Here is a 26,814-nt window from a genome sequence, read left to right on the forward strand (position 1 = left end):
CCATGCTGATCAAGAAAAGCCCGGCCACCTCCGGCGGCCGCCACCTCGCCCGCAGCCTGACCCAGACGCCGGCCACCGCCACCGGCGTGGCGGCCAGGGGATTTACGGTTGACCGCCGGGCCTTCCTGCGCAATTCCGGCATCGCCGCCGGTGGCGCCGCGCTGGCCTCTGCCATGCCCTTCGGCATGGTGCGGAAGGCCGACGCCGCCACCGCGACCGCCGTCGCCGGCGCGCCGGTCAAACAGGTCAAGTCGGTCTGCACCCATTGCTCGGTCGGCTGCACCGTGGTGGCCGAGGTCCAGAACGGCGTCTGGATCGGCCAGGAGCCCGGCTTCGACAGCCCGATCAACCTCGGTTCGCATTGCGCCAAGGGCGCTTCGGTGCGCGAGCACGCCCATGGCGAGCGCCGCCTGCGCTATCCGATGAAGATGGTCGACGGCAAATGGACCCGGATCGGCTGGGACCAGGCGATCGAGGAGGTCGGCTCCAAGCTGCTGGCGATCCGCGAGCAGTCCGGTCCCGATTCGGTGTTCTGGCTCGGCTCGGCCAAGCACAGCAACGAGCAGGCCTATCTGTTCCGCAAGTTCGCGGCGCTGTGGGGCACCAACAACGTCGACCATCAGGCGCGCATCTGCCATTCCACCACGGTGGCCGGCGTGGCGAATGTCTGGGGCTACGGCGCCATGACCAACAGCTATAACGACATTCAGAAGTCGCGGGCGCTGTTCTTCATCGGCTCCAACGCCGCCGAGGCGCACCCCGTCGCCATGATGCATGTGCTGAAGGCGAAGGAGCAGAACGCCGCCCCGCTGATCGTCGCCGACCCGCGCTTCACCCGCACCGCCGCCCACGCCAACGAATATATCCGCTTCCGTCCCGGCACCGACGTGGCGCTGGTCTGGGGCCTCCTCTGGCACATCCTCCAGAACGGTTGGGAGGACAAGGACTATATCGCCAAGCGCGTCTACGGCTTCGACGACATCCGCGCCGAGGTCGCCAAATGGACGCCGGAGGAGGTGGAGCGCGTCACCGGCGTTCCCGGTTCGCAGCTGAAGCGCGTCGCCCGCACGCTGGCCTCCAACCGGCCCGGCACGCTGGTCTGGTGCATGGGCGGCACCCAGCATCATATCGGCAACAACAACACCCGCGCCTATTGCGTGCTCCAGCTGGCGCTGGGCAATGTCGGCGTGTCGGGCGGCGGCACCAACATCTTCCGCGGCCACGACAATGTGCAGGGGGCGACCGATTTCGGCGTCACCTCCGACAGCCTGCCCGGCTATTACGGTCTGGCCGAGGGGGCGTGGCGCCACTGGGCGCGCGTCTGGGACCTCCCCTATGACGGCATCCTGAAGCGGTTCGCCTCCAAGGCGCTGATGGAGAGCACCGGCATCCCGGTGTCGCGCTGGTTCGACGGCGTGCTGGAGGCCAAGGAGAATCTCGACCAGCCGAACCCGCTGAAGGGCATGGTCTTCTGGGGCCACGCGCCGAACAGCCAGGTCCGTCTGCCCGAGATGAAGAAGGCGATGGAGAAGCTGGAGCTGCTGGTCGTCGTCGATCCCTATCCGACGATGACGGCGGTGCTGTCCGACCGCAAGAACGACTTCTACCTGCTGCCGGCGGCGACCCAGTTCGAGACCTCCGGCTCGGCCACGGCGTCGAACCGCTCGGTCCAGTGGCGCGACAAGATCGTCGAGCCGCTGTTCGAATCGAAGACCGACCACGAGATCATGTATCTGTTCGCCAAGAAGTTCGGCTTCGCGGCGGATCTGGTCAAGAACATCAAGGTCAACGGCAACGAGCCGGTGATCGAGGACATCACCCGCGAGTGGAACCGCGGCATGTGGTCGGTCGGCTATACCGGCCAGTCGCCGGAGCGCCTCAAGCTGCACATGCGGCATCAGGCCACCTTCGACAAGACGACCTTGCGCGCCGTCGGCGGCCCGTGCGACGGCGATTATTTCGGCCTGCCCTGGCCCTGCTGGGGCACGCCGGAGATGAAGCATCCCGGTTCCGCCAACCTCTACGACACCTCGCTGCCGGTTGCCGAGGGCGGCGGCGCCTTCCGCGCCCGCTTCGGCGTCGAGCGCAACGGCGTGACGCTGCTGGCCGAAGGCTCCTATCCGGAAGGGTCGGAGATCAAGGACGGCTATCCGGAAGTCACCATGGCGATGCTCCAGAAGCTGGGCTTCGACGCCGACCTGACGGCGGAGGAGCTGGCGGTGATCCAGAAGATCGGCGGCGACAAGATCGGTGCGGTATCCTGGACGACCGACCTGTCCGGCGGCATCCAGCGCGTGGCGATCAAGCATGGCCTGAACCCGCCCGGCAACGCCAAGGCGCGCTGCGTCGCCTGGAACTTCCCGGACCCGGTGCCGATCCACCGTGAGCCGCTCTACACCCCGCGCCGCGATCTGGTCGCCAGCTACCCGACCTACAAGGACACCAAGTCCTGGCGCGTGCCGACTCTCTACAAGTCGATCCAGGACCGCGACGTTTCCAAGGAATACCCGATCATCCTCACCTCCGGCCGTCTGGTCGAATATGAGGGCGGCGGCGACGAGACCCGCTCCAACCCCTGGCTGGCCGAGTTGCAGCAGGACATGTTCGTCGAGATCAACCCGTTCGACGCCAACAATGCCGGCGTCAAGGACGGCGAGCTGGTCTGGGTCGAGGGTCCGGAAAAGGGCCGGGTGAAGGTCAAGGCGATGGTGACCGAGCGGGTCGGCCGCGGCGTCGCCTTCATGCCCTTCCATTTCGGCGGCGTCTATCAGGGGCAGGATCTGCGCTCCAAATACCCGGCCGGGGCCGACCCGATCGTGCTGGGCGAGGCCGCCAACACGGCGACCACCTACGGCTATGATTCGGTGACCCAGATGCAGGAAACCAAGACCACCCTTTGCCGCATCCAGGCGGCCTGACGCGCGGGAGTTTGAACCATGGCCCGGATGAAATTCCTGTGCGACGCCGAACGCTGCATCGAGTGCAACGCCTGCGTCACCGCCTGCAAGAACGAGCATGAGATCCCCTGGGGCATCAACCGCCGCCGCGTCGTGACCATCAACGACGGCAAGCCGGGGGAGCGGACGATCTCGGTCGCCTGCATGCATTGCTCCGACGCGCCCTGCAAGGCGGTCTGCCCGGTCGATTGCTTCTATCAGACCGCCGAGGGCGTGGTCCTGCACAACAAGGACCTGTGCATCGGCTGCGGCTATTGCTTCTACGCCTGCCCGTTCGGCGCGCCGCAATATCCGCAGGCGGGCAATTTCGGCAGCCGCGGCAAGATGGACAAATGCACCTTCTGCTCCGGCGGCCCCGAGCCCGACAATTCGGAGGCCGAGTTCAAGAAATACGGCCGCAACCGCTTGGCGGAGGGCAAGCTGCCGCTCTGCGCCGAGATGTGCTCGACCAAGGCGCTGCTGGCCGGCGATGCCGACAAGGTGTCCGACATCTACCGCGAGCGCGTCGCCGCCCGCGGTTTCGGCTCCGGCGCCTGGGGCTGGAACACCGCCTATCAGACCAAGTCGGGTCAGGAGCGCGGCCAGCCCGGCGGCTCCGTCTTCCAGGGCGCCGGCGGTGCGGCCGGTGGGGTCCCCGTGCAGAAGCAGGGGCTGTGACGGTGACGGTCTCGGGGGCCGCCCTGCTGGCGTTCGGCGCCGTCCTCCTGCTGGCCGGCTGCCAGGAGGAAGGGGCGCCGCGTCCGGTCCATCTGGACAAGGGCGTCTATCAGGGGGCGGCCGACACGCCGCTGACCGCCGAGCAGTTGCGGGCGTTGCGGCAACGCAGCGCCTATCAGGGCGTGCGATAGGGAGCGTCCGATGGAAGGTCATCCGATGAAGACGGCTGTCGCCGCTCTGGTGCTCGGCATCGGTCTCGCCGGTGGCGCAATGCCTGCCGCCGCCCAGTCCAGCGTCCGCGTCGGCGGTTCGGTGGCGGAGCAAGAGGTCGACCGCGACGGGCCGATGGTGGTGCCGACCCAGATCATGGGCCAGAGCCGTGGCGACGGCTGGCACGACATCCGCATGGGCGAGCGGGGCACCGTCTCGATCCCCAACAAGCAGGCCGGCGTCCTGATCCAGTCGGAGGGCGAGGCGTGGCGCGCCCTGCGCAACGGGCCGCTCAGCGCGTATGGCTCCTGGGTGCTGGGCGGCATCCTCGCCCTGCTGGCCCTGTTCTTCCTGGTCCGCGGCCGCATCCGCATCGATGGCGGGAAGACCGGCCGCACCATCGAGCGCTTCAACGCCTTCGAGCGCGGCGTCCATTGGCTGACCGCCGGCAGCTTCGTCGTGCTCGCCGTCTCCGGCCTGAATCTGCTCTATGGCCGCCATACCCTGTTGCCGCTGATCGGGCCGGAGCCCTTCGCCGCGCTCAGCCATTACGGCAAGCTCGCCCATAATTTCCTGGGCTTCGCCTTCATCCTGGGGGTGGCGCTGATCTTCGTGATGTGGGCCCGCCACAACATCCCGTCGCGTCATGACCTGACCTGGTTCCTGAAGGCGGGCGGCCTGTTCTCCAAGGGCGTCCACCCGCCGGCCCACAAGTTCAACGGCGGCCAGAAGGTGATCTTCTGGTCCACCGTGGCCGGCGGGGCGGCGCTCGGCTTCACCGGCGTGCAGCTGATCTTCCCCTTCAGCTTCGCCACGCTGGAGGAGATGCAGCTTTATCAGCTGGCCCATGCCGCCATCGCCATCATCATGATCGCCATCATCCTGGCGCACATCTACATCGGCTCCATCGGCATGGAGGGCGCCTTCGACGCCATGGGCGATGGTCAGGTCGAGCTGCAATGGGCGCGCGAGCATCATTCGCTGTGGGTCGAGGAGGTCACCGGCGAAAAGGCCGATCACGGTCCCCATCACCGGACACCGGCGGAGTGATTTGTCCCCTCCCCCGCCCAGCGGGGGAGGGTTAGGGTGGGGGGCCAACCACCTCCCAGGACGCCGCCATGACCACCCACCTCGCCGACCGTCAGGCCGTCATCGACGGCTGCCTCGCCATGAACCGGCTGGGCGTCAATCAGGGCATGTCTGGCAACCTGTCGCGGCGGATCGATGGCGGTTTCCTGGTCACCCCGACCAGCATGCCCTATGACGCGTTGACCCCCGCCGACATCGTCGAGATGGGGTTCGACGGCACCTATCTCGGCGAGCGCCGCCCCTCGTCGGAATGGCGCATCCACCGCGACATCCTGCGGGCGCGGCCGGACATCTGCGTCGTCCTGCATGCCCACCCGACCTTCGCCACCGCGCTGGCGGTGCATGGGCGCGGTATCCCGTCCTTCCATTACATGGTGGCGCTGGCCGGTGGCGACTCGATCCGTTGCGCTCCCTACGCCACCTTCGGCACCCAGGAACTGTCCGACCATGCCCTGGCGGCGCTGGAGGGGCGGTTGGCCTGCCTGCTGGCCAATCACGGCATGATCGTGCTGGGCACCAGCGTCCAGTCCGCCCTGGCGCTGGCGGTCGAGGTCGAGACGCTGGCCCGCCAATATCTCCATGCCCAGCAGTTCGGCGAGCCGGTGATCCTGCCGCCCGACGAGATCGCCCGGGTGGCGGAGAAGATGCGGCGGATGAAATACGGCCAGCCGATCGACGATGCGGACGCGCCGGAAGACACCGCCCGGCCGCGTCTGTGAAACTCCGGCTTACGGCCCGATCCGCGTCATCGTGGTGCTGGTGGCGAGATGGCCGGCCGGCTTCAGGGCGGCGACCCGCAGCAGCGGCTTGGCGCCGCCGACCGCCTCGACCTGGAGAGGACGCTCTTCCGCCGGCGGTTCATAGACGGCGGGCAGGGCGATGGTGATGCGGGTGCCCTGGCCGGGTTCGCTCGCCACCTCGATATCGCCGCCGAGCATGGCGGTGTAATGGCCGACCAGCGTCAGGCCCAGCCCGGCGCCGCGCGGCTTGCCCTGGCCGCGGGTGGCCACGGCGCCGTTGCCGGCGCCCTGGACGAAGGGCTGGAACAGCCGGCCGGTCTGGGCGGTGGGAAAGCCGCGGCCGGTGTCGGCGACGGTGAAGCGGTACCAGCGGGCGCCGTCGCGCTCCAGCTTCTCGGCCGACAGGGTGACGGTGCCGTCCTGGGTGAATTTGCAGGCGTTGTCGAGCAGGTTCAGCAGGGTTTGCCGCAGCTTGTTGAAATCCGAATGCATCTGGCCGAGCCCGGCCGGCGCCGACAGATCCAGCGCGTTGCCATAGAGGTCGGCGGCCGGCATCGACCGCTCGCGCGCTTCGGCCAGCAGCCGGTTGACGTCGAAATCCTGTAGGCAGACATCCATCACCCCGGCCTCGACCTTGGCATAGTCGAGAATGGCGTCGACCAGACCGGTCAACTGCTCGCCGGTCCATTGGATATGCTCGACATCCGCCGCCAGCTCGGCCACGCCCAGCCGATGCAGGTCGGACATCAGCGTCTGGCTGGCATTGACGATCTCGGTCAGCGGTCCGTGCAGTTCATGGCCCATATTGACCAGGAAGTCGCTCTTGGCCTGGCTGGCGGCCTCGGCCTTCGCCTTCTCCCGCAACAGGCGGGTGTGTTCGATCTCGGCCTCGCGGCGCTCGCGCTCGGTATCCTCGGCGATGCCGCGCAGGGCGTCGACCGCGCGGGCCATGCTGGCGATCTCGTTCCGGCCGCTCAGCGCCGGCAGGGTGAGGTCGGTGCGGCCGGCGGCCAGCGCCGTCACCGCGTTCGCCATCGTCCGCACCGGTCCGGCGACGCTGCGCTGGAGCAGCCAGAGGGTGACCAGACCGGCGAGCAGCAGCAGCCCGCCGACCCACAGGGCGACGCTGGTATAGCCCGACAGTCCATCGGTCAGCGTGCCGCGCAACGCCTGGGTTCCGGCCTCGGCCCGGCGCCGGATCTCGCCCAGATTGGCGGCGATGCCGGCGGCGTTGGCGGCCATCGCCTCGGCGCGCAGAGTGTCGTCCTCGGCCACCGACGATTCGATGGCCGCCAGCACGCCGCCCGCCTTCGCCAGCAGGGCGCTCACCTCGTCGATGGTCTGTTTGGTGCCGGGAACCCAGAGATAGCGGTTCATCTCGGTCAGCCGGTCGCGGGCGATGGCGAGCTGGGCGCGCATCGCCTCGGCGTCCTGCGGGTCGCGGCGGTCGACATAGCGGGTGAGATGGTCCTGCATCAGCAGGGTGGCGATGGCGGCGTCGCTGGCCAATGCCGTCGAATCGACGCCGCCGGCGTTCTTCAACTGGTCGAGCTTCTGGCGGGTCTGGGCGACCAGCGGTTCCAGCACGCCGGTCATCTGGCCGTTGCGGTCGCCGCGCAGCGCGATCAGCTTCTGCACCGCCGCCCAATAATCCTCCAGCGCGGCGCGGGCCTTGTCGACCCCCTGCCGGTCGGCGCCCTCCACCACGCCCTTCGCCAGCGTGTCGAGCCGCTCGCGCAGCGTGTCATGCCGCCAGGAGGCGTCGAGCAGGCTCTGGTCGTCGCCATAGGTCAGATGGTCGCGGACCGCGACCTCCATGTCGCGCAGGCTGATGTCGGCGTCGGCGGCCGCCTGCGACAGGTCGGCGCGGCCGGAGAAGGCGCCGATGTCGCGCGACACGCTGTGGAACCAGGCGAGGCCGACCAGGGCCAGCAGGACCACCAGGCCGAGCGCCACGGCGAAGCCCGCGCCGACCCGCGCCGACAGGGTCATGTCGCGGAACCGGGTCCGGCCGCCGCTCCGGGACAGAATGCCGTTCCGCTTCACACCGACTCCCGCTCGCGCTGTGCCTGACGATTTCCGCGCGCGACCGGCCACAACCATTCGGACCTGTCGGCGCGCGGCGCGGATTGTAGCTTGGCTAACCCCCCAGGCAAACAGACAAGTGTGCGACGGAGTACCGCCAAAGGTCAGGCGGCATCCCCGGCGCTGAAAGCGTAGGCATGCATGCCCAGGCTGCCATGTTCGAAGCCGGCATGCAGCCGCTCGGTCTTCGGCCGCGGTCCCGCCGCCCCCAGCGCCACCGGCAGCGGCAGGAAATGCTCGTCGGTCGGATGCGCCCGGCGGGCGTCGGGGCAGGCGGCCAGCCAGTTGCCGACCGCCTCCGCGTCGCCGGCCTCCAGCGTCCTGTCCAGCCAATCGGCGAAGCCGGTCGCCCAGGGGGCGGCGCTGGTTCCGCCGAAGCGGAATTCCCGCAGATTGTGGACGGCGCCGCCGCTGGCGAGGATCAGCACGCCCTCGCGCCGCAGCGGCTCCAGCAGCCGGCCGAGCGCGATGTGGTCGGCGGCGCTGCGGTAGGGCATGACCGAGAATTGGGCGACCGGGATGTCGGCCTGTGGATACATCAGCGTCAGCGGCACCCAGGCGCCATGGTCCAGCCCCTGCGACGGGTCGGTGACCGCTCCGGTCAGCGCCATGACCCGTTCGGCCAGCGCCGGCGCGCCCGGCGCCGCGTAGCGCATGCGGTAGAGCGCGTCGGGGAAGCCGTAGAAATCATGGATGGTCTCCGGCGCCGCCGCCGTGCTCACCGCCGGCACCCTGGTCGTCCAATGGGCGGAGACCGCCAGGATGGCGCTCGGCCGGCCGAGCCTTTGGCCCAGCTTCGACAGGAAGTCGCGGCCGGCGCTGTCCTCCTCCAGGATCAGGGTGGGGGAGCCATGGGAGACGAAGACGGAGGGGAAGGTCTCGGACATCGGTGAACGGAACTCCAGCCGGGCGGTGGGGCGACAGGGGAGGGGGCGACAGGGGAGGAGAGTGGCGACCGTTCCATTCGACCAAAGAAAAACCCCGGCGCCAAGGCCGGGGTTTCTCAAAGACCGTCGTTCACGGTGCAATAATCGGTGCGGCGGAACCCGGTCGGCCTTTTTCAAGGCCGGCTGACCGATGAGGGACCGATCAGTGCAGGTGCTTCGGCAGTTCGCCGATCGACTGCTCGATCAGCTTGTCGGCCTGGGCCGCCGGCAGGCCGCCGGCCAGCACGCGCTGGCTGGCGCCGATCGCGACGTCGACCGTCAGGTTGCGGACCTCGGCCAGCGCCGCGGCTTCCGCCTGGGCGATGCGGTCCATGGCCTGGGCCTCGCGGCGCTTCAGCGACGCCTCCAGGTCGGTGGCCGCCTGGGTGCGCAGGCGGGCGGCCTCCTCGCGGGCGTGGGCCATCACGGCCTCCGCTTCCTTCTGGGCGTCGGCCAGACGGCTCTGGTAGCCGTTCAGCAGGGCCTGGGCGTCCTTGTGCAGACGCTCGGCCTCGTCCAGTTCGCCGCGGATGCGCTCGGCGCGGCCGTCCAGCAGGGTGCCGATCGCGGCCGACGCCTTCTTCCAGACCAGGGCCGCGAAGATGACGAAGGCGATGGCTACCCAGAATTCAGGTGCGTTCATCCCCGGCGCTCCTCAAGCACGGCCGCGACGGCGGCGTCCGCCTGGGCCGGATCGACATCGACACCGGCCAGGCGGCCGGCGATGTCGCGGACGATGCCGGTCGACTCGGCGCGGATGTTGGCCAGGGCCTGGTCCTTCGCCGTGGCGATGGAGGCCTCGGCGCTGCGCAGGCGCTCGGCGATGTCGGCGTTCAGCTGGCCCTGGCGGGCCTGGTTGTTCGCCTCGATCTCGGCGCTGACCTGGGCGATGACGCCCTGGGCCTCGGCGCGGGCGCCGGCGAGGGACTTCTCGACCTGGGCCAGGATGGCCTCGGCCTCTTCCTTCAGTTGGGCTGCCTTGGCGAGATCGCGCGAAATGCGCTCCTGCCGCGCCTCCAGAACCTCGGCCACGCGCGGAAGCGCCTTCTTGGACATGAGGTGGTAGAGAACGCCGAAGGTCAGAGCCAGCCAGAAGATCTGGGTCGGGAAATTGGCGGGATTGAGCTGCGGCAGGCCGCCGGAAGCGTGCTCGCCGCCGTGCGCCGCGTTCGGAGCGTGCTCCGCCGCGGCCGCGAGCGCGGTGCCGGCCATCGTGGTGAGGGTAACGAGCGAAGCGCCCGCCACTCCCGACCAGCGGGCCAGCCGGCCTTTGGCCAACAGGTTCGGCATGATCGGTCCCCCTAGGCAAAGGAGCGGCGCCGAAACTTCGGTGAGGAAGCCCGGCGCCGCGTCAGAGCTGTTTTTTTGAAAGCCGCTCTGGCCTTAGGCGAACAGGATCAGGAAGGCGATCAGCAGGGCGAACAGCGCGACGGCTTCCGTCAGCGCGAAGCCCAGAATGCCGATCGGGAAGACCTTCGGCTGGACGGCCGGGTTGCGGGCGATCGAGCCGATCAGGGTCGAGAAGATGTTGCCGATACCCAGGCCGACACCGGCGAGGGCGATGACAGCCAGACCGGCACCGATGAACTTGGCGGCTTGAGGATCCATTGTACTCTCTTCCTCTAGGTAAGGGTGAACGTGTTGGAACTGTTGAGGTGAACTTGTGTCCGGCCGGTGCCGGGAGCGGCTCAGTGCAGCTCCAGCGCGTCGCGGATGTACAGGCAGGTCAGGATCGAGAAGACGTAGGCTTGCAGGAAAGCCACCAGGAACTCGAAGCCGGTCAGGGCGACGTTGATCGCCAGCGGGACGAGGCCGGTGACGAAGCCCAGCGCGCCGAGACCGCTGATCATCATGACCGTGAAGCCGGCGAAGACCTTCAGCATCGTGTGACCGGCCATCATGTTGGCGAACAGTCGGATCGAGAGGCTGACGGGGCGCATCACGTAGGAGATCACCTCGATCGGGATGAGGATCGGGGCGAGCGCCACCGGAGCGCCGTGCGGCATGAAGAAGGAGAAGAAGTGCAGGCCGTGCTTCAGCAGGGCCAGGATGGTCACGAACACGAACACCGTCGCCGCCAGCGCGAAGGTCACGATGATGTGGCTGGTGAAGGTGAAGGTGTAGGGGATCATGCCGATCATGTTGCCGATCAGCACGAACATGAAGATCGAGAACACGAACGGGAAGTAGGGCTTGGCGTCATGGCCGGCGTTGTCGCGCACCAGATTCGCGACGAACTCGTAGAACATCTCGGCCAGCGACTGCAGGCGGCCGGGAACCATCGACTTGTTCGCCATGCCCATCACCAGCAGGGCGTAGATCGCCGCCACGGCCACGACCATGAAGAAGGCCGAGTTCGTGAACGACACGTCGTAGCCGCCGAGCACGATCTGGAACAACGGGTTGATTTGGAACTGGTGCAGCGGATCCAAGGTCGTCCTCGCTCAGTGTGCGTCGCCGTCTCGGCGCTCGTTGTCGTCCCCAGTGGGCCGGCGGTAGCCGGCGGCGATGCCGAAGCCGGTGACGGCCCGGTAGACGTTCAGGACTCCCGCCGCGGACCCCAGAAAGAACATGATGATCAGTCCCCAGGGCGCGGTGCCGAGCCAGCGATCGAGCAGAAGCCCGCCGCCGACGCCGACCACCATGGCCGCGACCAACTCCGTCCCGATGCGCCAGGCGGTGCCGAGAGCGCCCTGCGGCGGACGGTGGTATTTGCTACCGGGTCCGCCCGACCAGCCACGTTGCCCCTCACGCGCCTTCCGCAACCGGGCCTCGAGGTCATCCAGGGGATCGGGGGGCGATTTGTCGGTCATTTCGCCTCTCAGTCACCCTAGGCCCGCAGCCATGCGAAAGCGGCGAGACCATACGGGCGGGGCGTTACCCTGTCAAGTCGCAAAACCTGTGGTGTAAGTCATTGAAAAGAATAGAAAAGTCACGAAGACTCGTCGATTTTGCCGCGCTGCGGCGCGTTGTCCCGCTCCATCCTGCGAAAAAACCCGGTGGTATGACCGCTTTTCAGGGGTTTTTCGCCGCTTTTCACCCGGTCCGGGGGCGGTCCGGGGCCGGTCCGCCCCTCTCAGCCGGCGATCCGGGCGGACAGGTCCTGGGCGATCTTGTCGGCGGCGGTGCCGCCCGGATACACCCCGACGAATTTCCCGTCCGGACCCATCAGGTAAATAAAGCTGGAATGGTCCATCAGGTATTCGTCCGGCTTCGCGTCCTTTTGCGGTGCCTTGGCATAATAGACCCGATAGGCGCGGGCGGCGTCGCGCACCTGCTCCGCGGTGCCGGTAAGGCCGACCAGCCGGGGATGGAACAGGGCGACATAGTCCTTCATGTGCGCCACTGTGTCGCGGTCCGGGTCGATGGTGATGAAAACCGGCTGGATTTGCTCCGCTTTCGGCCCCAGCTGGTCGAGCGCCTGGGCCATCACCCCCAGCTCGGTCGGGCAGACGTCGGGACAGTAGGTATAGCCGAAATAGATCAGCATATACTTGCCGCGGAAATCGACGTCCGTGACCAACTTGCCCAGTTGGTTGCTCAGGGTGAAGGGACCGCCGATCGGTACGGCCGACTTCGTGCCGCTTTCCACCGTGCCGGTGGCGCTGCGCACTTGCCACCAGGCGATTCCGGCGGACACGGCGATGGCGAGGACGGAGGCGGCGGCGATGCGCAGGAATCGAGTCTTCATGGTGCGTCAGGAATGGGGCCGTCCGTGGCCCAGGTCAAGAGGGGGGCGGCATCGGGGCGCGGGGATTATGACGATCGGCGGGCCGATCGGGGGTGAGGATCGGGAGGTAAGGATTGGAGGGGGGCGGCCGTCAGGCCGCCCGCGCCGCCGCCCGCCGTCCGCCCGCCGCCAGATGGTCGCCGATGCGCCTGTCGGCGCGCTGGATGTGTTCGAACAGCCAGTCGCGCAGCAGCGCCAGCAGCTCGTCGGCGACGGAGTCGCCGGCCTCCAGGCGGCGGTGCAGCGCCTCGGCGCGGGTGCGCAGGGCGTCATGCTGGGCCTTGTGGCCCGCGGCGTCGGGATAGCCGCTGCGCTCCATCAGCCGTTCCTCCTGGTCGAAATGCAGCGCGGTATAGGTCAGCAGCCGTCCGACCGCCTCCTTCAGCGCCTTGGCGGCCGTTCCCCGGTCGCCGGCGCGGGGGGGCCGGGCCAGCGCCGCCGCCTCGTTCATCAGGGCGATCAGGATCATGTGGTCGGTGTCGATCGCCTCCTCGCCGACCGCCAGCCCGTCGCTCCACGGCATGAAGCAGTCCGGCGCGTCGGCCGGGGCGGTGTGCAGCTCGGCCAGCGGGGCGGCGTTGATCGATCCGACATTGGTCAGGAAGGCATCGACCATGCCGCGCAGGCCCTGGGCCTGCCGCGACAGCCCGCCGGCGGCGTCCAGCAGCGCCTCGGCCGAGCGTTCGGTTTCCAGCGCCGCCCCCGACACCGCGTCGATGCTGGTGGAGACCTGGCGGGTGCCCTCCGCCGCCTCGCCGGCGCTGCGGGCGATCTCGCCGGTGGCCGCCCCCTGCTGCTGGACGGCGGCGGCGATCGAGGTGCCGATCTCGTCGCTGCGGGCGACGATGACGCCGATCTCGCGGATCGCGGCGACGGCGGCGCGGGTCGCCTCCCGCACCTCGGCGATGTGCTGGCCGATCTCCTCGGTGGCCTTGGCGGTCTGGTTGGCCAGATTCTTGACCTCCCCGGCCACCACGGCGAATCCCTTGCCCATCTCGCCGGCCCGCGCCGCCTCGATGGTGGCGTTCAGCGCCAACAGGTTGGTCTGGCCGGCGATGCCGGCGATCAGATCGGCGACCTCGCCGATCCGCTGCGCGGCATGGCCCAGCCCGTCGATCTGCGCGCCGGCCCTGCGCGACGCCTCGACCGCCTGGGTGGAGATGGCGGACGAGGTCACCACCTGCTCGCCGATCACGGTGATGGAGCCGGTCAGCTGTTCCGCCGCCGAGGCGACGGTCTGCACGCTGCTGTTGGCCTGTTGCGAGGCGCTGGCGACGGAGGTCGCCTCGCGCCGGTTGCGGTCGGCGGTGGCGGACAGGGCGCGGGCGGTGGTCTCCAGCGTGCCGACGGCCGATCCGACGCCGCGGATCGTCTCAGCGATGGTGGCGTCGAATCGGTCGGTCAGACGCTTCAGCGCCTGGGCCCGCTGTTCGGTGACGCGATGCTCGGTCTTCTGCCGCTCCCAATGATGGGCTAGGTCGATCTGCTGGACGCGGAAGACCTCCACCGTGCGGGCCATGGCGCCGATCTCATCGCCGCGGCCGAGGCCGGGGACGGTGACCGCGCTGTCGCCGCCGGCCAGATCCCGCATGACCCGGCCCAGCCCATCCAGCGGCCGGACGATGGCGCGGCTGACCAGCAGGGCGAGCAGAACCGCCGCCAGGGCGATCAGCAGGCCGGTGCCGGCCAGCCGCAGCGCCGCTTGGCGGAAGGCGACATCGACGTCGTCGATGTAGATGCCGGAGCCGACGAGCCAGCCCCAGGGGGCGAAGCCCTTGACATAGGACAGCTTCGCCACCGGCTCCGCCGCCCCCGGCCGGGGCCACAGATAATCGACGAATCCGGCGCCGTCGGCCTTCACCACCCGCACGAATTCCCGGAACAGCCGCTTGCCGTTGGGATCGGTGGTGTTCGAGACGTCGGTGCCGTCCAGTTCCGGCTTGATCGGGTGCATCACCATCCGCGGGGCGAGGTCGGTGATGAAGAAATACTCGTCGCCGTCGTGCCGCAGCGTCTTCAGCGCCGCCTTGGCCCGCGCCTGCGCCTCGGCGCGGGGCAGGGCGCCGGCGCGCTCCTGCGCCTCGTAATGGGTGATCAGGCTGTGCGCGACCTCGACGACGTTGCGGGTCTTGTCCTGGCGGTCGGCCATCATCTCGGCGCGCAGGCCCATCAGGCTGACCGCGGCGACAAGGACCAGCCCGAGCCCGGCCGCCGCCAGGATCAGTCCGATCTTGCTCTTGATGCTGATGCGTTCGAACAAGGCAACGGTCACGGCAGCAACCCCCTCCGGCAATAAAATGGCGGTGTCCCTATAATTTTCGGGACTTTTGCCGCGGCGGGGCGGGGCGTCAAGATTATTTGTTTGTGTGGCTTACGTTTCGTTCACCAGAATGTCGTAATTGCAACCATAATCGAGTGTGCCGTGCGACAATCAGGCGCGGCTGGGCGGGCGCGGCCAAGTCAAAAGGACGGGCGGGAGGCGTTGTCGTCACGCCTCCCGCGCAACCGCCGGAAGACCGGTCGCGCTCAGAGCACCGTCAGCATGCTCGCCACCAGCGGGTGGCGGACGATGTCCTTCTCCGTCAGCCGGACGACGGCGATTCCCTCCACCGCCTCCAACCGGCGGGCGATGTCGGACAGCCCCGACAGGTTGTCCAGCAGGTCGGTCTGGTCGGGGTCGCCGGTCAGCACCATGGTGGAATGCCAGCCGAGCCGGGTCAGCAACATCTTGATCTGGGCATAGGTGCAGTTCTGTGCCTCGTCGATCACCACGAAGGCGTTGTTCAGGGTGCGGCCGCGCATGAAGCCCACGGGGGCGATCTCGATGGTGCCGTCGGCCATCAGGGCGCGCAGCCGCTTGGACCCCAGCCGGTCGGTCAGCGCGTCGTAGAGCGGGCGCAGGAACGGCGCCATCTTCTCGTGCATGTCGCCGGGCAGATAGCCGATGCTCTCACCCGCCTCGATCGCCGGGCGGGACAGGACGATGCGGTCGACGCTGCCCGATTCCAGCGCCTCCACCGCCGACGAGATGGCGAGATAGGTCTTGCCGGTGCCGGCCGGACCCAGCGCCACCACCAGATTGTGCGCCTTGATGGCGTCCATCAGAAGCTTCTGGTTGGCGTTCTGCGGCTTGACCTTGCGCAGATAGCTCTGGTCGCGGCGATCCTCATTGCCACCAAGGGGGTCCCAGCCGACGCTGGCGCGGCTGCTCATGCCGGGGAAAAGCGGGCGGACGGAGGAGTCGTCGTCCGCCGCGGCGATGCCTTTGCTCGAACGCTTGGCCATGTCGCATCTCCTCGAATGGTGGGGGTGGCGCCGGAATTGATCGAAACCAAGGCGGCCGGAACCGGGCCGGGCACAAAAAAAGCCTCCCACGGGGGGAGGCTCGATCGGTCGGAATGTCGCGTGCCGGGGACTGCCGCGCCGGGTGCCGCACCGGATGCCGTGTCCGGACGGCGCGCCGGTGCCGGAGATGCCGGTGCGGGCGGACGCGGGCGCTGCTCTGTGGGCGAAACAAGGTGCAAGAGAACCTCGTCGTCATTGTTGGACCACGCAAGTCCGACTGTAGCGGTCTCAACACGCGGCGTCAGGCGAAATTGCGGCCGACGCAAAATATTCATACCAGATGTGGTGTGGGTGCCGCAGGAAAGCCGGCGAAGGCGGGCTCGGTAACCCTTTCCGCCGAGCCGGACCGGCTGCCGGATAGCCTTCCGGCTGAGGCGGGCGAAAGGCTTTGCCGCTGCCACGGGCATTCATTACTATGGTCGCCCAAGGGGGAAATCGGAAGACATGCTGCAACCCTGGTCTGTCCATGCGGATGGCGGGCCGCGATTGACGGTCGTCGCGCCCGGCGATGGCCGCGGGGATGCGCCTTCGTCTTGCGGCGGGCGGCAGGCGGCGGCGTGGCTTGCGATTGTCATCCCGGCGGACGGGGAAACTCTTGAATCCGACCGGTGTGGACGGCTAGAAGGCGCTGATTGGCTGGCTCGATGCCGGGGCTGCGCGATGGCGGTTGCGGGCGCACGGGTGAACCGGACGCACGGCACGGGACGGCGGGAACGAACGGGAAGGCTACGGTGAGCAGCGCCAGTCAGGTCGCCGAACGGGATGCGCCGTTCCAGTTGCGTGGCAACTCCTTCACCATGATGGTGCTGAAGGTTTTCGCGCCCACATCGCCGGATTTCTTCACGCAGCTCAGCGTCAAGGTGCGCCAGGCGCCCAATTTCTTCCGCAACGCGCCGGTCGTGCTGGATTTCGACGATCTGCCGGAGAGCGTCGTCTTTGATCTGGGCGCTTTCGTGGCGCAGGTACGGGCGCTGCATCTGCTGCCGGTCGGCTTCCAGGGCGGGCCGCAGCCGGTGCGCGAGGCGGCGGCGGCCGTCGGGCTGACGCCGATGCCGTCGGGACGCGCCGCCAAGCTGGAGGAGGTGGTGAAGGCCCCCGATCCGCGCCAGCACGACCAGCAGGCGCCGATCCCGGCGCCGCAGGTGCTGATCGAGGTCGTCCACCGTCCGGCCGTGGTGGTGACTGACCCGGTGCGCTCCGGCATGCGGGTCTATGCCGAGAAGACCGACCTGATCGTCGCCAGCTCGGTCTCGCCGGGGGCGGAGCTGCTGGCCGACGGCAACATCCACGTGTATGGCGCGCTGCGCGGCCGGGCGCTGGCCGGCTTCTCCGGCGACACCGGCGCCCGCATCTTCTGCCACAGCTTGGAGGCAGAGGTGCTATCGGTCGCAGGCAATTATCGCGTCAGCGAAGACATCGGCAGTGACTTTTATAAGAAAGCCGTGCAGGTTTTCCTGCGCGATGGCGTTCTCAGCATGGAACTGCTGAAGAACGCCTGAGGGTTGTAGCGACGGACTGTTGTCCGGGGGCTGAAGACTTCGGACTGAGTCGGTATCGGTGACGGCAACTTTGGGATTATGGGAGAGGCTTCGTTGAGCAAGATCATCGTCATGACCTCCGGCAAGGGCGGTGTCGGCAAGACGACCTCGTCCGCGGCATTCGCGACCGGGCTGGCGCTTCGCGGCTTCAAGACGGTCGTCATCGATTTCGACGTCGGGCTGCGCAACCTCGATCTGGTGATGGGATGCGAACGCCGGGTGGTCTTCGACTTCATCAACGTCATCAATGGTGAGGCCAAGCTCAACCAGGCGCTGATCAAGGACAAGCGGATCGAAAATCTCTACATCCTCCCGACCTCGCAGACGCGCGACAAGGACGCGCTGACCCGCGAGGGGGTGGAGAAGGTGCTGAACGAGCTGTCGAAGGAATTCGACTACATCCTGTGCGACAGCCCGGCCGGTATCGAGCGCGGCGCCCTGATGTCGCTCTATTTCGCCGACCACGCCATCATCGTCACCAACCCGGAAGTCTCGTCGGTGCGCGACAGCGACCGCATCCTGGGCGTGCTGAACTCGCGCTCCCGCCGGGCGGAGCAGGGGCTGGAGCCGGTGACCCAGCAGCTGCTGCTGACCCGCTACGACCCCGAGCGCGTCGAGAAGGGCGAGATGCTGAAGGTCGACGACGTGCTGGAGATCCTGGCGATCCCGCTGCTCGGCGTCATTCCGGAAAGCCAGGCGGTGCTGCGCGCCTCCAACGTCGGCATGCCGGTGATCCTCGACGAGGCCTCCAACGCCGGTCTGGCCTATTCCGACGCGGTCGGCCGCTTCCTGGGCGAGGACATCGAGCACCGCTTCGTCACCCCCCAGAAGAAGGGCCTGTTCAGCCGGCTCCTGCGGAGGAGCGCATGAGCATCTTCAGCTTCTTCCGCTCGGCCCCGCGGCCGTCGGCGGTCCAGGCCAAGGAGCGGTTGCAGATCGTCATGGCGCATGAGCGCGCCGGGCGCAGCGGCCCCGACTATCTGCCGATGCTTCAGCAGGAGCTGCTGGCGGTGATCGCCAAATACGTCAACATCGACGAGAACAAGGTCGAGGTGAAGCTCGACCGTGGCGGCGACTGTTCGACGCTGGAGGTCAACATCGAGCTGCCGGCCCGCGAACAGGCCAAGGCGACCGCGGCCAAGGCGGGCGACAAGCCCGCCGGCAACGACGATGCCGCCGCCAAGCGTCCGGCCGGCGGCGCCGTCGGCAATGCCGGCGCGAAGAAGCGCGGCTAAGTGGTCCCGTCCGGTTTCCGCGCCGTCATGCTCCCTGAAATCCCTCCGGTGCGGCCGCAACGGGGGGATTTTCGCATTCTGGCGGATGCGGATCGGGGCGCGCGACGGGCGGCGGCATCGGACATAGGCCGTCCCTGATCCTCCGTCCGGGTTTACGGCCGGGCGGCAACGGGGTATCAACAAAGATAAGCCGCGTGAAAGCCCAATGGCTCCAATGGCCTGCGAATGGCGCGCCGGAGGTGCCTGCCGGGGCTGTCCGGCGGCGTATCGATCACGGGAAGAGGGTGCCGATGTTCCTCGATTGCTCGTCGCTGATCGCCGAGAACCCGCCGCGGCCGTCGACCGGAATCGCGGTCACGGACATCGACGGCGACGGCGCCTTCGAGCTGGTCGTGGCCGGCTACCGCACCGCCAACCGCGTTCTGAAATGGGTGGACGGCCGTCTGGTCGACATCGCCCCCCCGCTGCTGGCCGATCCCGCCGGTCCCGCGCTGGGGCTGGCCGCCGCCGACATCGACGGCGACGGGCGGGAGGAGCTCTATGTCGTCAACAGCGACCGCGCTACCGGGGCGAAGGACATGGCCGACCGGCTGTTCGCCTGTTTCGGCAAGCATTGGCTCGACCTGTTCGCCCAGTCGGAGAATGCCGGGGCGGCCAACCACACCGCCGCCGGCGCGGTGGCGGCCATCGACCGCTGGGGCCATGGCCGCTACGGCTTCCTGGTGGCGACCGACGGCGGCCCGCTGCGCCTCTATGAGCTGACCCGGCGCGGCCGGTTGGAGGATGGGGCGGAGGAGGCCGGGCTGGACGCCATCGGCGCCGCGCGCGGCGTCACCATCCTGCCCATCCTGTCCGACCATATGGATGTGGTGACGGTCAACGACGGCGGCCCCAACCAGCTGTTCCGCAATCTGGGCGACGGCAATTTCGAGGAGATCGCCGAGGAACGCGGCATCGCCGATTCGCGTCCCTCCGGCCGGGCGGTGGCGGCGCTCGACGCCGATGGCGACGGGCTGTTCGATCTGGTGGTCGGCACCTGGGACGGGGCGCAACGCCTGTTCCATCAGCGCATGGGCGGCAGCTTCGTCGAATCGGCCGATGCCGACCTGTCGATGCCCGGCCGCATCTTCACCGTCGTCGCCGCCGATTTTGACAATGACGGCTATCCGGAGCTGTTCTTCCACGCCCATGGCGAACCCAACCGCCTGTTTGGCTGGCGCGACGACCAATGGCGGGAGCTGGAACTGGGCGACGCCGCCGAGCCGAAAGGGTTGGGCACCGGCGCCGTCGCCGCCGACATCGACGGGGATGGCCGGCTGGAACTGGTGCTGGCGCACGGCGCCGCGCATGCTTCGGGCCACGACGCCTTGCAAGACGTCGCCGACGGCGCGGCGCAGCCGCTTTCGATCTACCGTCCGGCGGCAACCAGCAATGGCTGGCTGCGCGTCCAGCCGCTGACCCCCTTCGGCGCTCCGGCGCGCGGCGCGGTGGTCAGCCTGATCGCCGGCGGGCGCCGCCAGCGCCGGGTGGTTTGCGCCGGCTCCGGCTATCTCTGCCAGGGTGAGCCGGTGGCGCATTTCGGGCTGGGGTCGCTGCACGAGGTCGAACAGATCGAGGTGCGCTGGCCCGACGGCATCGTGGTGACGGTGGACAACCCGCCGGCTGACCGGCTGCTGACCATTCCCTACCCGCCGGAATAGGCGGACCGGCGCCGCTGGGGTCGCCGACCGATGGCGCCGCAAATATTTCGGCGTTGCAACAGGTAGGGTCTTTCCTGTCGGCTTACGTCACATTAAAGTGCTTTTCGTTGCGGCGCCCGCGCTGCGGGGCAACGCGTGGCATGTCGATTCGGACATAATCCGTCGGCGCCGCCGGTTTCCGCCGCAAGCGGGTGCATGCCGATTGGATCCCTATCGATTGTCCAGGCCCATTGGATCCTGGCCATCGGGCGCATGCTGGACCGCGCGGCTCTGGGAAGCGGGAGACCGGGAGGCACATGTCACGACGCGACGTTCCCCTGACGGGGGTGGAACGCTTCTTCGATCCGGATGAAGTCATCGTTTCCAAGACCGACCTGAAGGGGCGAATCACCTACGCGAATCGGGTGTTCCAGCGGGTCGCCGGCTATGGCGAGAGCGAGTTGATGGGCGCCCCCCATTCCATCGTCCGCCATCCCGACATGCCGCGCTGCGTCTTCAAGCTGCTGTGGGACACGCTGGCGGCGGGGCGGGAGATCTTCGCCTATGTCGTCAACCGTGCCCGCAACGGCGACCATTACTGGGTCTTCGCCCATGTCACCCCCAGCTTCGACGCCGACGGGCGGGTGATCGGCTATCACTCCTCCCGCCGGGTGCCGGAACGGTCGGCGCTGGACAAGGTCGTTCCACTCTACCGCCAGCTTCTGGATCTCGAGAACAGCCATGCCGACCGCAAGCAGGGGATGGAGGCCGGATTCGCCGCCGTCCTCGCCCTGCTGGCCGAGAAGGGGATCGGATATGACGAATTCGTCTTCTCCCTCTAGCGCGTCGTCGCTGACGCGGGCCGGCGGCCTGGCCGTGCTGGGCGGGGTGGCCCTGGTGGCCCTGCTGGCGGTCGATCTTTTGGCGGTGGGCGGACCGCCCCTGCGTGCCGGGCTGGCGCTGGCCGGTCTGGCCGCGCTCGGTGGTTCGGTCGCCTGCCTGCGCCGCACCGGTGCCGTGCTCGACCAGCTGATCCGGGTGAACCGTGCCGTCGCCGCCGGCGATTTCGAGGCGCGGGTGATCGGCATCCGCGAGGGCGGGGCGCTGGGCGAACTGATGCACGCCACCAACGACGCCATCGACCGCACCGACGCCTTCGTGCGCGAGGCGACGGCCTCCATGCATGCGGTGTCGGAACATAAATATTTCCGCCGCATCGTGCTGCGCGGCATGCAGGGCGGCTTCCTGCACGCCAGCCGCACCATCAACGCGGCGACGGAGAGCATCGCGCGGAAGGTCGCCGGCTTCGCCGGCGTGACCCGGCGGTTCGAGGGGCAGATCCAGAGCGTGTGCGGCGAGGTGGCCGACACCGCCCACCGGCTGGAGGTCTCCGCCCGCGCCATGGAGACCGATGCCACCCAGGCCACCGGCAAGGCGTCCTCGGTCGCGGCCTCCGCCGCCCAGACCGGCAGCAATGTCGGCAGCGTCGCCGTCGCGACGGAGGAGCTGTCCGCCTCGATCGCCGAGATCGCCCGCCAGATCGGCGAGGTCGCCCAGGTCGCCGAAACCGCCGCCGGCGAGGCCGAGCGCTCCAATGCGCTGATCGGCACCCTGTCCGGCGCGGCGCGCACGGTGGGCGACGTCGTCACCCTGATCAACGACATCGCCAGCCAGACCAATCTTCTGGCGCTGAACGCCACCATCGAGGCGGCCCGCGCCGGGGAGGCCGGCAAGGGCTTTGCCGTGGTGGCGCAGGAGGTCAAGCGGCTGGCCGACCAGACCGCCAAGGCCACCGGCGAGATCGCCGCCCAGATCAACGGCATCCAATCCTCCACCGACCAGGCGGTCGGCGCCATCCTCGGCATCGGCCGCACCATTCAGTCCATCAACCACATCGCCGCCGGCATCAGCGCCGGGATCGAGCAACAGGGCTCGGCGGTGCGCGAGATCGTCGTCAATATGGAACAGGCGGCATCCGGAACCCGAGCGGTGTCCGACGACATCCGCGACGTCACCGACGCCGCCGGCCGCACCAGCGGCGCCGCGCATGACGTGTTCGCCGCCTCCGAGCGCATGGCGGCGGAGGCCGACCGCCTGACCCGCGAGGTCCGGCATTTCCTGGAGGAAATGCGGGGCGTCGCCTGACCGCCGCTTCGCACCGGGGATGTTCCCGGCGGCGCGGCAACTGCTCGGCGAATGTGCATGGAATATGTTGGAGATTCGATAGTTTCGGATCTGATCTGGCGTTTTTTGCGACATTAAGGAATTTTTGTTGCGAATTTGTGGAGAATTCATATTGTCTGGTCAAAACATGAGTCGCTTGGCGACAGTCCGCTGAGCAACCAAACGCCAGCCTGCCTTCTGTTTCAGCATGCTAACCGGATGACAAATCTGAAAAATCGGGTGCGTGCGGGGCGTCTGCGGCCAGGTGTCGCGGAAACCGTGGGGATGGACGCCCGCGGGCCACGCCGGGAATGTTGGCACGGTTTTTGATAAAGGAAACTAGGGACGGTCATGACGGGGGACAACACGATGAGCATGGCGGGCACCGATCTGTTCGAGCTGTCGCGGGGTGTGCTGGATGTCGCGTCAAAGAAGGTGTCCTTGATCGAGGACATCACCCGGCGCACCAAGATGCTGGCCATGAACGCCTTGATCGAGGCGGCGCGGGCCGGCGACGCCGGGCGCGGTTTCGCCGTCGTCGCCAACGAGGTTTCGGAGATCTCGACCCAGGTCAACAGCATCACCAAGGAGCTGCGGTCGGAGATCGTCGCCCGCGTCGATCATCTGACCACCACCGGCAGCGCCATGGTGCAGGAGATGCACGGCAAGCGGCTGGCCGACCTGTCGCTCAACATGATCGAGATCATCGACCGCAACCTGTATGAGCGGTCCTGCGACGTCCGCTGGTGGGCGACCGACAGCGCGGTCGTCGATTGCGCCGCCGACCCGACGGAGGAGGCCCGCCGCCACGCCTCGCGCCGGCTGGGCGTCATCCTGGAATCCTACACCGTCTATCTCGACCTCTGGATCGCCGACCGCAACGGCACGGTGATCGCCAACGGCCGGCCCGACCGTTATCCCGGCGCCCGCGGCGCCAACGTGTCGGACGAGCCCTGGTTCCGCCAGGCGTTGGCCACCCGCAATGGCGGCGAGTTCACCGTCGGCGACGTCGCCCGCAATCGCGGCCTCGATGACCGCGTCGTCGCCACCTACGCCACCGCCATCCGCCGCGACGGCGAGGCGGACGGCGACTCGATCGGCGTGCTCGGCATCTTCTTCGACTGGGAGCCGCAGGCCGCCGCGGTGGTCGAGGGCGTGCGGCTTGAGGCCGGCGAGCGCGAGCGGTCGCGCTGCCTGCTGCTCGACGCCCGTCATCGGATCATCGCCTCGTCCGATGGCCGTGGCCTGCTGACGGAGGTTGTGCCGCTGCGCCGCAATTCCGGCGGCATGGGCCATTACATCGACGACAAGGACCGTCTGGTCGGCTATGCCTTGACCCCCGGCTACGAGACCTACAAGGGGCTGGGCTGGTACGGGGTCATCATCCAGGACCGGTGACGCGGGATCGTCAAGCCGGTCGCCTTCGAGAACAGGGCCGGGATACACTCCCGGCCCTGTTCCGTTTCGGGATTCCAGAGCATGCCGGCCCAGCGCCTGACCGTCAGCCGCGAGACCTTCCCCATCCGCGGCGCCTTCCGCATCTCGCGCGGCGCCAAGACCGAAGCCGCCGTCGTGGTGGCGGAGGTGACCGACGCTCTCCATCGCGGCCGCGGCGAATGCGTGCCCTACGCCCGCTATGGCGAGAGCGTCGACGGCGTGGCCGCCGCGCTGGAGGCGATGGGCGATGCGGTGGCCGGCGGGCTCGACCGCGAGGCGCTGGCCCGGATGATGCCGCCGGGTGCCGCCCGCAACGCGCTGGACTGCGCCCTGTGGGACCTGGAGGCCAAGCGTGGCGGCGTTCCGGTCTGGCGGCTCGCCGGTCTGGCCGAACCGCCGGGGCCGCTGGTCACCTGCTACACGTTGAGCGTCGACGCGCCCGAGGCGATGGCGGCGGCGGCGCGCGAGCGGGCGCCGCGCCATCCGCTGCTGAAGATGAAGCTGACGGGGGAGGGCGACCTCGACCGGGTCCGCGCCGTCCGCGCCGCCGCTCCCGCCGTACGGCTGGTGGTCGACGCCAACGAGGGCTGGACGCTGGAGCAGCTGCGCGGCTTCGCTCCCGTCCTCGCCGGGCTGGGCGTGGAAATGATCGAGCAGCCGCTGCCCGCCGGCCGGGACGAGGCCCTGCGAGGCATCGATTGTCCGGTGCCGCTGGGCGCCGACGAGTCCTGCCACGGGCTGGAGTCGCTCGACCGGCTGCGCGGGCTCTACCGGGTGGTGAATGTCAAGCTCGACAAGACCGGCGGCCTGACCGAGGCGCTGGCGATGACGCGGGCCGCCCACGCCTTGGGCTTCGAGGTGATGGTCGGCTGCATGGTCGCCACTTCGCTGGCGATGGCGCCGGCCATGCTGGTCGGGCAGGGCGCGCGCTATGTCGACCTCGACGGCCCGCTGCTGCTGGCCCGCGACCGCGAGCCGGGGCTGATCTATGACGGCGCGCTGGTCCAGCCGCCGCCGCCGGAGCTGTGGGGGTAGTCCCGCTTCGCGTCACGCCCCCTGCACATAGGGCGGCGGGGGCGTCCCCACCGACGCGGGCACGAAGGGCGCGTCGGCCAGCCCGTCCACCTTGGCGGCCATGACGAAATCATTCTCGTGCAGACCCCTGATCTTGTGGGTCCAGAAGGCGACGGAGCAATGGCCCCAGCCATAGCGGATTTCGGCATGATGCCCTTCCGCCTCGCACAGGGTGCCGACCTGGACGGCGAAGGCCTGGGCCTGGGCGAAGTCGGGGAAGGTGAAGGCGCGCTCGATGCGGTCGGGCTCCTCCTTCAGGACCCAGCCCGGCACCTGCACCAGATAGGAGGCGGCCATGGCGCGGTCCATCGGCGGGATCCCGCCGCGGCAGGGCTCGCAGCTCTTGCCGGCCAGATCCTGCGTCGTCGGCGCTTGCGATGTCATCCCGATCTCTCCCCTGTTGGTAGGTTGGGCGCTATGGCTTCATGTCTGGCGATCGGAGCAACGCTTCAAATCGATTCCGATTTTACGCGATCCGATCTAGAAGCTTACGCCCACAAGCTTGGGGGCGCCGTGCCGCTTCGGCAAGCCCGGCGCCCCGTCCGCGCCCGCCAGACGCGTTTTTGGAAGCGATCCGATGACCGACCCGCGCACCGACCTGCCTTTCGCCGATTACCAGTATCCGACGCGGCCGGTGGACGGGCCGCGCCTCGCCATCGTCGGCGAGGCGCCGGGGGCGGAGGAGGCGCGGCGGGGTCGTCCCTTCGTCGGGCGCAGCGGCAAGCTGCTGGACGACTCGCTGGCGGCGGTGGGGATCGAGCGGGCCGAATGCCTCGTCGCCAACGTCTTCCGCCATCAGCCGCCCGGCAACAAGGTCGGCCACTTCTTCTCCTCGCGCGCCCGCGCCCGCAAGGAGGGGCGGGAGATCGACGAGAGCTGGGGCGCCTTCGGCACCTCGGACCGGCTGCTGGCCGATTTCGCCGGCGAGATCGAGCATCTGCGCGCTACCCTGGCCGACTACCGCCCGTCGGTGATCGTCGCGCTGGGCCGCACGCCCACCTGGGCGCTGACCGGCGAGAACGGCATCCTGCAACTGCGCGGCAGGATCCTGCCCTGCCGCCTGCTGGCGGGGGTGGAGGTGGTGCCGACCTTCCACCCCAGCTATCTGCTGCGCGGCCAGCTGGTGGAGCAGCCGACCTTCCTGGCCGACCTGCGGCTGGCCGTGTCGCGCCTCAGCCGTTAGGAAGAAGACGCCAGATCGTGGTTTCGCGCGCCTCGCGGTCCTCCAACTCCAGAGAGGTCGGGACGGTGTAGGTCGCGACCTTCTCGACTCCGCTTCCGGGGAAATAGGCGCGGCCGGGATCGCCCAGCAGGACCAGCGTACCGGTGGCGGCCACCCCGCGCAGCCAGGCGGTCACCCGTTCCGCCATCGGCCGCTCGTAACAGACGTCGCCGGCCAGAACGACATCGATGCCCGGCAGCGGCCGGCCGACCAGATCGGCGCTGACCGGCTTCACCTCCACCCCGTTGGCCTCGGCGTTCAGCGCGATGGCGGCCAGCGAGAAGCGGTCGATGTCGCAGGATTGCACCCGCGCCGCTCCCGCCATCATCGCGGCGATGCCGACCAGCCCGGTGCCTGCGGCAAAATCGAGCACCGACCTGCCGGCAACCAGCTCGGGCCGGTCGAGCAGCAGCCGCGCCACCGCCTGTCCGCCCGGCCAAGCGAAAGCCCAGTATGGCGGTGGCAAATTCGTGGCGGCCAAGGTCTCCTCGGTCGCCTCCCAGAGCGGCGTCACCTCGGTGGCAAGATGAAGCTTGATTTCCGGCAGCAAAGGCGTGGTTGTCAGCGCCGTGTTGTCGCGGACGAAATCTGATGGGGATGCGTTGTTCATACGAGGATTCCCAGGGGGCTCCGCTGTTGCGGGAGGGGCGGGTGACGGCGTTTGAATGTTACACATTTCAAACGGTGTAGACACAGCCGCGAACCCGTGTTACCCGTTTCTTCCAGG

Annotated in this window: 25 protein-coding genes and 1 pseudogene; 14 read left to right on the forward strand and 12 right to left on the reverse strand. The window is 68.5% G+C overall.

The window, feature by feature from the left end; genetic code table 11:
• The first annotated feature begins 2 nt into the window (after positions 1-2).
• From AZL_RS03840 to AZL_RS03860, 5 genes are all read left to right on the forward strand, one after another.
• Positions 3-2,918: a formate dehydrogenase subunit alpha gene (locus AZL_RS03840; RefSeq protein WP_012973355.1), complete on the forward strand. Its 2,916-nt coding sequence runs from the start codon at positions 3-5 to the stop codon at positions 2,916-2,918.
• An 18-nt stretch (positions 2,919-2,936) separates the two neighbouring features.
• The gene (gene fdh3B / locus AZL_RS03845) at positions 2,937-3,614 is read left to right on the forward strand and encodes a formate dehydrogenase FDH3 subunit beta (protein WP_012973356.1); all 678 of its coding nucleotides are present in this window, start codon (positions 2,937-2,939) and stop codon (positions 3,612-3,614) included.
• Between the two features lie 2 nt (positions 3,615-3,616).
• Positions 3,617-3,805, forward strand: a complete 189-nt coding sequence (locus tag AZL_RS03850; protein WP_148219184.1) for a hypothetical protein — start codon at positions 3,617-3,619, stop codon at positions 3,803-3,805.
• A 25-nt stretch (positions 3,806-3,830) separates the two neighbouring features.
• Positions 3,831-4,874, forward strand: coding sequence for a formate dehydrogenase subunit gamma (locus tag AZL_RS03855; protein WP_148219185.1), 1,044 nt, complete (start codon positions 3,831-3,833; stop codon positions 4,872-4,874).
• 68 nt (positions 4,875-4,942) lie between these two features.
• Positions 4,943-5,632: a class II aldolase/adducin family protein gene (locus AZL_RS03860; protein ID WP_012973358.1), complete on the forward strand. Its 690-nt coding sequence runs from the start codon at positions 4,943-4,945 to the stop codon at positions 5,630-5,632.
• 9 nt (positions 5,633-5,641) lie between these two features.
• Here AZL_RS03860 and AZL_RS03865 read toward each other — a convergent pair whose 3' ends face one another.
• The 10 genes from AZL_RS03865 to AZL_RS03910 form a co-directional block, all read right to left on the reverse strand.
• Positions 5,642-7,699: a sensor histidine kinase gene (locus AZL_RS03865; protein WP_148219186.1), complete on the reverse strand. Its 2,058-nt coding sequence runs from the start codon at positions 7,697-7,699 to the stop codon at positions 5,642-5,644.
• Positions 7,700-7,842: 143 nt separating this feature from the next.
• Positions 7,843-8,625, reverse strand: a complete 783-nt coding sequence (locus AZL_RS03870) for a DODA-type extradiol aromatic ring-opening family dioxygenase (RefSeq protein ID WP_012973360.1) — start codon at positions 8,623-8,625, stop codon at positions 7,843-7,845.
• Positions 8,626-8,827: 202 nt separating this feature from the next.
• Entirely contained in the window at positions 8,828-9,307 is a 480-nt protein-coding gene (locus AZL_RS03875) for a F0F1 ATP synthase subunit B (RefSeq protein ID WP_012973361.1), read from the reverse strand.
• A complete protein-coding gene (locus tag AZL_RS03880) occupies positions 9,304-9,954 on the reverse strand; it encodes an F-type H+-transporting ATPase subunit B (protein ID WP_012973362.1) in 651 nt (216 codons plus the stop codon). Before AZL_RS03880 ends, AZL_RS03875 begins: the two co-directional genes overlap by 4 nt.
• 93 nt (positions 9,955-10,047) lie before the next feature.
• Complete coding sequence (locus AZL_RS03885; protein WP_012973363.1) at positions 10,048-10,272, reverse strand: ATP synthase subunit C family protein; 225 nt, start codon at positions 10,270-10,272, stop codon at positions 10,048-10,050.
• 80 nt (positions 10,273-10,352) lie between these two features.
• Positions 10,353-11,096, reverse strand: coding sequence for a F0F1 ATP synthase subunit A (locus AZL_RS03890; protein WP_012973364.1), 744 nt, complete (start codon positions 11,094-11,096; stop codon positions 10,353-10,355).
• Positions 11,097-11,108: 12 nt separating this feature from the next.
• Positions 11,109-11,477, reverse strand: a complete 369-nt coding sequence (locus AZL_RS03895) for an AtpZ/AtpI family protein (RefSeq protein WP_012973365.1) — start codon at positions 11,475-11,477, stop codon at positions 11,109-11,111.
• Between the two features lie 263 nt (positions 11,478-11,740).
• Positions 11,741-12,355: an SCO family protein gene (locus tag AZL_RS03900; protein ID WP_012973366.1), complete on the reverse strand. Its 615-nt coding sequence runs from the start codon at positions 12,353-12,355 to the stop codon at positions 11,741-11,743.
• A 130-nt stretch (positions 12,356-12,485) separates the two neighbouring features.
• Positions 12,486-14,666 (reverse strand): bacteriohemerythrin, encoded by a 2,181-nt coding sequence (locus tag AZL_RS03905; protein ID WP_012973367.1) that lies wholly within the window; start codon positions 14,664-14,666, stop codon positions 12,486-12,488.
• Positions 14,667-14,920: 254 nt separating this feature from the next.
• Positions 14,921-15,679 carry a PhoH family protein gene (locus AZL_RS03910; RefSeq protein ID WP_012973368.1) on the reverse strand — a complete coding sequence of 253 codons (759 nt, stop codon included), beginning with the start codon at positions 15,677-15,679 and terminating at the stop codon, positions 14,921-14,923.
• A gap of 791 nt (positions 15,680-16,470) precedes the next feature.
• Between AZL_RS03910 and minC the strand changes: the two genes are divergently transcribed.
• The 8 genes and pseudogenes from minC to dgcA all read left to right on the forward strand — a co-directional run bounded on the left by minC (position 16,471) and on the right by dgcA (position 24,826).
• The gene (gene minC / locus AZL_RS03915; protein WP_042442480.1) at positions 16,471-17,238 is read left to right on the forward strand and encodes a septum site-determining protein MinC; all 768 of its coding nucleotides are present in this window, start codon (positions 16,471-16,473) and stop codon (positions 17,236-17,238) included.
• A 93-nt stretch (positions 17,239-17,331) separates the two neighbouring features.
• Positions 17,332-18,147 (forward strand): septum site-determining protein MinD, encoded by an 816-nt coding sequence (gene minD, locus AZL_RS03920; RefSeq protein ID WP_012973370.1) that lies wholly within the window; start codon positions 17,332-17,334, stop codon positions 18,145-18,147.
• Positions 18,144-18,392 (forward strand): annotated as a pseudogene (gene minE / locus AZL_RS03925) (cell division topological specificity factor MinE); the annotation flags it as partial. The gene minD and the pseudogene minE, both read left to right, overlap by 4 nt.
• A 410-nt stretch (positions 18,393-18,802) precedes the next feature.
• Positions 18,803-20,212 carry a CRTAC1 family protein gene (locus AZL_RS03930; protein ID WP_012973372.1) on the forward strand — a complete coding sequence of 470 codons (1,410 nt, stop codon included), beginning with the start codon at positions 18,803-18,805 and terminating at the stop codon, positions 20,210-20,212.
• Positions 20,213-20,508: 296 nt separating this feature from the next.
• Positions 20,509-21,033, forward strand: a complete 525-nt coding sequence (locus AZL_RS03935) for a PAS domain-containing protein (protein WP_012973373.1) — start codon at positions 20,509-20,511, stop codon at positions 21,031-21,033.
• Positions 21,008-22,336 carry a methyl-accepting chemotaxis protein gene (locus tag AZL_RS37490; RefSeq protein ID WP_012973374.1) on the forward strand — a complete coding sequence of 443 codons (1,329 nt, stop codon included), beginning with the start codon at positions 21,008-21,010 and terminating at the stop codon, positions 22,334-22,336. Before AZL_RS03935 ends, AZL_RS37490 begins: the two co-directional genes overlap by 26 nt.
• Before the next feature lie 369 nt (positions 22,337-22,705).
• Entirely contained in the window at positions 22,706-23,752 is a 1,047-nt protein-coding gene (locus tag AZL_RS03945) for a methyl-accepting chemotaxis protein (protein ID WP_012973375.1), read from the forward strand.
• A gap of 81 nt (positions 23,753-23,833) precedes the next feature.
• Positions 23,834-24,826, forward strand: a complete 993-nt coding sequence (gene dgcA, locus AZL_RS03950) for an N-acetyl-D-Glu racemase DgcA (RefSeq protein ID WP_012973376.1) — start codon at positions 23,834-23,836, stop codon at positions 24,824-24,826.
• Positions 24,827-24,838: 12 nt separating this feature from the next.
• Here the strand turns inward: dgcA and AZL_RS03955 are convergent, their stop codons facing one another.
• Positions 24,839-25,249 carry a 4a-hydroxytetrahydrobiopterin dehydratase gene (locus AZL_RS03955; protein ID WP_012973377.1) on the reverse strand — a complete coding sequence of 137 codons (411 nt, stop codon included), beginning with the start codon at positions 25,247-25,249 and terminating at the stop codon, positions 24,839-24,841.
• A gap of 193 nt (positions 25,250-25,442) precedes the next feature.
• On the opposite strand from AZL_RS03955, the gene AZL_RS03960 reads away from it, so the two are divergent.
• Positions 25,443-26,048, forward strand: a complete 606-nt coding sequence (locus AZL_RS03960) for a uracil-DNA glycosylase (protein ID WP_012973378.1) — start codon at positions 25,443-25,445, stop codon at positions 26,046-26,048.
• On the opposite strand, the gene AZL_RS03965 is transcribed toward AZL_RS03960, so the two are convergent.
• Positions 26,038-26,697 carry a class I SAM-dependent methyltransferase gene (locus tag AZL_RS03965; RefSeq protein WP_012973379.1) on the reverse strand — a complete coding sequence of 220 codons (660 nt, stop codon included), beginning with the start codon at positions 26,695-26,697 and terminating at the stop codon, positions 26,038-26,040. The genes AZL_RS03960 and AZL_RS03965 overlap by 11 nt on opposite strands.
• Between the last annotated feature and the right edge of the window lie 117 nt (positions 26,698-26,814).

It is taken from the genome of Azospirillum sp. B510, assembly GCF_000010725.1.
Taxonomy (GTDB): Bacteria; Pseudomonadota; Alphaproteobacteria; order Azospirillales; family Azospirillaceae; genus Azospirillum; species Azospirillum lipoferum_B.

What these genes read in the sequence shown, in the direction of transcription:
- AZL_RS03840 (WP_012973355.1), top strand. Translation starts at nt 3, where the DNA reads ATGCTGATCAAGAAAAGCCCGGCCACCTCCGGCGGCCGCCACCTCGCC.
- fdh3B (WP_012973356.1), top strand. Translation starts at nt 2,937, where the DNA reads ATGGCCCGGATGAAATTCCTGTGCGACGCCGAACGCTGCATCGAGTGC.
- AZL_RS03855 (WP_148219185.1), top strand. Translation starts at nt 3,831, where the DNA reads ATGAAGACGGCTGTCGCCGCTCTGGTGCTCGGCATCGGTCTCGCCGGT.
- AZL_RS03860 (WP_012973358.1), top strand. Translation starts at nt 4,943, where the DNA reads ATGACCACCCACCTCGCCGACCGTCAGGCCGTCATCGACGGCTGCCTC.
- AZL_RS03870 (WP_012973360.1), bottom strand. Translation starts at nt 8,625, where the DNA reads ATGTCCGAGACCTTCCCCTCCGTCTTCGTCTCCCATGGCTCCCCCACC.
- AZL_RS03875 (WP_012973361.1), bottom strand. Translation starts at nt 9,307, where the DNA reads ATGAACGCACCTGAATTCTGGGTAGCCATCGCCTTCGTCATCTTCGCG.
- AZL_RS03880 (WP_012973362.1), bottom strand. Translation starts at nt 9,954, where the DNA reads ATGCCGAACCTGTTGGCCAAAGGCCGGCTGGCCCGCTGGTCGGGAGTG.
- AZL_RS03885 (WP_012973363.1), bottom strand. Translation starts at nt 10,272, where the DNA reads ATGGATCCTCAAGCCGCCAAGTTCATCGGTGCCGGTCTGGCTGTCATC.
- AZL_RS03895 (WP_012973365.1), bottom strand. Translation starts at nt 11,477, where the DNA reads ATGACCGACAAATCGCCCCCCGATCCCCTGGATGACCTCGAGGCCCGG.
- AZL_RS03900 (WP_012973366.1), bottom strand. Translation starts at nt 12,355, where the DNA reads ATGAAGACTCGATTCCTGCGCATCGCCGCCGCCTCCGTCCTCGCCATC.
- AZL_RS03910 (WP_012973368.1), bottom strand. Translation starts at nt 15,679, where the DNA reads ATGGCCAAGCGTTCGAGCAAAGGCATCGCCGCGGCGGACGACGACTCC.
- AZL_RS03930 (WP_012973372.1), top strand. Translation starts at nt 18,803, where the DNA reads ATGTTCCTCGATTGCTCGTCGCTGATCGCCGAGAACCCGCCGCGGCCG.
- AZL_RS03935 (WP_012973373.1), top strand. Translation starts at nt 20,509, where the DNA reads ATGTCACGACGCGACGTTCCCCTGACGGGGGTGGAACGCTTCTTCGAT.
- AZL_RS37490 (WP_012973374.1), top strand. Translation starts at nt 21,008, where the DNA reads ATGACGAATTCGTCTTCTCCCTCTAGCGCGTCGTCGCTGACGCGGGCC.
- AZL_RS03945 (WP_012973375.1), top strand. Translation starts at nt 22,706, where the DNA reads ATGACGGGGGACAACACGATGAGCATGGCGGGCACCGATCTGTTCGAG.
- dgcA (WP_012973376.1), top strand. Translation starts at nt 23,834, where the DNA reads ATGCCGGCCCAGCGCCTGACCGTCAGCCGCGAGACCTTCCCCATCCGC.
- AZL_RS03955 (WP_012973377.1), bottom strand. Translation starts at nt 25,249, where the DNA reads ATGACATCGCAAGCGCCGACGACGCAGGATCTGGCCGGCAAGAGCTGC.
- AZL_RS03960 (WP_012973378.1), top strand. Translation starts at nt 25,443, where the DNA reads ATGACCGACCCGCGCACCGACCTGCCTTTCGCCGATTACCAGTATCCG.
- AZL_RS03965 (WP_012973379.1), bottom strand. Translation starts at nt 26,697, where the DNA reads ATGAACAACGCATCCCCATCAGATTTCGTCCGCGACAACACGGCGCTG.